At 70.9% G+C, this 2,791-nt stretch carries 1 protein-coding gene; it reads left to right on the top strand.

Annotation, left to right across the window (positions count from 1 at the left end; translation table 11 throughout):
* Nucleotides 1-775: 775 nt before the first annotated feature.
* Nucleotides 776-2,413 carry an RICIN domain-containing protein gene (locus ACFV0G_RS10180; protein ID WP_380544693.1) on the top strand — a complete coding sequence of 546 codons (1,638 nt, stop codon included), beginning with the start codon at nucleotides 776-778 and terminating at the stop codon, nucleotides 2,411-2,413.
* The last annotated feature ends 378 nt before the right edge of the window (nucleotides 2,414-2,791 follow it).

The following is a 2,791-nucleotide window of genomic DNA, read 5'->3' as shown; positions in this document are numbered from 1 at the left end:
TGGTCTCACCGCGCGCGGGCGGCGCCGGCGGGGCCGCCCCCCCCCCCCCCTTGCTGCGGCGGCCCCGCCGGGCGCGGCCCCCCCCCTTCCAGCTGCGGAGGATACGAGATCCGAACTCGTGAGGGTTGCCCCCAACGCGCCTTCCAATTCTCCCGAACGCCGTCCGCCGGGGTTCACACCCGTCCCGACCTGCGCGGAGCGCACGGCTGGGCGTCGGCTGAACCACGCCGGCGAGGGAGCACGTGCGCGAGTACTCTGCCGGCCTCGCGAGCTGCAGGGCACCTTGCCCAGCCCGTGGTTACCGGTCGAGTCGGGCGATGGCGCCGGTCAGCTCACGGTCGAGTACCGCGCGCACGACGGGCCCCACGTCCTCCGGTGTGATGATGGCGCGTCGGCTGAGTTTCGCCCCGGCCCTCGCTCCCCCCGCCCGACGACGTGATCGCCGGCCGCCGCGCGATGCCCGAAAAAATCTTCGCGGTCCGCGGCAACCTTCCCGGGGGCGGTGGCAACTGGGTGGTGTCCGGACAGGCGGTCTGGTCAGAGGCAACGGCTGAAAGAGAGCATCGATATGTTCCCTCGCCCATCCACGTCGCCGGAGGCGTCGCCCGGCGGCCGCGCCCGCCGTGGTCGCGCGTCGTTCCGCTCGGCCGTTCCGGGGCGGCGGCAGACGCATCGTGGCCGACGGCTGTACCAGCGCCGGAGCTTCTGGGCAGCCGTCGGCCTGGCGGTCCTGGGCGGCTCCGTGGTCGTGGTCAACACGGCCTCAGCGGGAACCGTGGACACGAACGCCTGGTACACGTTGGTCAACCGCAGCACCGGCCAGTCGCTGGATGCCCTCGAGTACGCCACGTACGACGGCTCTCCGCTGGGGCAGTGGAGCCGTACCGGCGGGACCAACCAGCAGTGGAAGTTCATCGACTCCGGTGACGGGAACTACCGGCTGCAGAACCGGAACTCCGGCAAGGTGCTGGACGACTACGGCTGGTCGAAGACCGAAGGCTCCGGGCTGGTGCAGTGGCGCGACCTGAACGGCGCCAACCAGCAGTTCCACCTGGAGAAGTCGTCGGACGGCTACGTGCGTCTGATCAACCGCTTCAGCAACATGGCCGTCGAGGTCCCGGGCGGCTCCAAGACCAGCGGGGCCCATCTCGCCCAGTACCACGACTGGAACGGCCCCCAGCAGCAGTGGCAGCTCGTCCCGGTCGGCGGCAACACGGGCGGCTCCGGCAGCACCGCCACGCCCACCAAGCCGGCCGGCAGCGCTCCGGCGAGCCAGGCCCCCAGCACCCGCCCGGCCTCGCCGCCGCCGGCGCCTACGGCCGGCGGGGGCAGCCCGGCGAAGACCCTCATGGGCAGCACCACGATGCTCATCGGCGGCTCGATGTCCGACGCCTCGGCGAGCGCCGCGCCGTTCGACGTGCGGTACAGCTATGTGCACAGCCAGCCCGCGCCCTCGTCGGACTACTACACGGCCTCGCGCTGCAATGCCGCGTGGTCGGGCTGGTGGGGCTGCTGGACCGGTGACACCACGGCGCCCGGCACGTTCATCACCTACAAGGACGCCAATGCGACCAAGATGACCTACCAGGGCAAGTCGCGCCCGCAGAAGAACCTCTGGACCTGGTACTCGCTGCGCGACCTCGGAGACGCGGCGGGCCAGGGCGACGGTCCGGGCGAGGTCCAGGCCATCAACCGGGCCGACCTGCTCACCCGCTACCTGAACGACTACCGCTTCTTCCTCCAGAAGATCGGCACCTCGCACGACATGATCGACCTCGAGCCCGACTTCTGGGGCTACGTCCGGTCGCTCGGCAACCCGCACCAGGTCGCCGCGCAGGTCAAGGCCGCGAATCCGACGGACTGCGGATCGCAGGAGAACAGCGCCGCCGGCCTGGCCCAATGCCTGATCTCGATGGGCCAGAAGTACGCGCCGAACACCGGCATCGGCCTGCACCTCACCTGCTGGGACTGGCAGCAGAACACCCCGCAGTGCGTCAAGGACTACGCGGACCTCGGGGCGAAGAACGCCGACTTCCTGGTCACCGACGTGACGGACCGCGACGCGGGCTGGTACGCGCTGCCCGCCCACGGCAGCAAGGACACCTACTGGAACGACCAGAAGGGCTTCGCCGCGCTCGGGTTCTACAAGACGATGACCGAGTCCGTGGGCAAGCCGGTGGTCCTGTGGCAGGTCCCCCTGGGCAACATGGCGCAGAACAACACACCCAACCACTACAAGGACGACAAGGTCGACTGGTTCTTCTCGCACCTGAGCCAGGCGGCGGACGCACACGTCGGCGGCATCCTGTTCGGCGCCGGCTGGCAGGAACAGACCACGCCCGAGACCGACGGCGGGAACCTGATCAACAAGACGATCGCGTACCACAACGCGGGCGGCACGCCGCTCAAGTAGCCGCACGCAGCCGGTCGGCCCAACTTCGACGGGGCCGCGTTCGTCCCCGTCGTCCCGCCGAGCACGTCTCGGCCGGGGCCGACCGGCTGTCGCCGCCCACGGACGCCGCCGGCAGCGCGCCGGCCGGGGGGTTGGTCGATCTGCTCAGGCAGGCCATCGGCACGTGCCGCGGTCCGTCGTGTTCGGCCTGCACATAGCCGCAGGAGTTCGGCGACGTTCACGCGGCCGGCTCCACCTCGTCTCGGCAGGCGCGGCTGGCTCTGGGCTCGATGAGCCGGTCGTCTGTCGAACTGAGATCGGGAGACGACGAGAGGCCCCCCCCCCCGGGCGCGGGGCGCCGCTTCTGTAGGCCCGGCGCGCGCACGCGGGGCTGCCACT

Origin of the sequence: Kitasatospora sp. NPDC059571 (assembly GCF_042735675.1) — a bacterium.
Classification (GTDB): Bacteria; Actinomycetota; Actinomycetes; order Streptomycetales; family Streptomycetaceae; genus Kitasatospora.
This window is presented reverse-complemented; position numbering and strand designations above follow the sequence as displayed.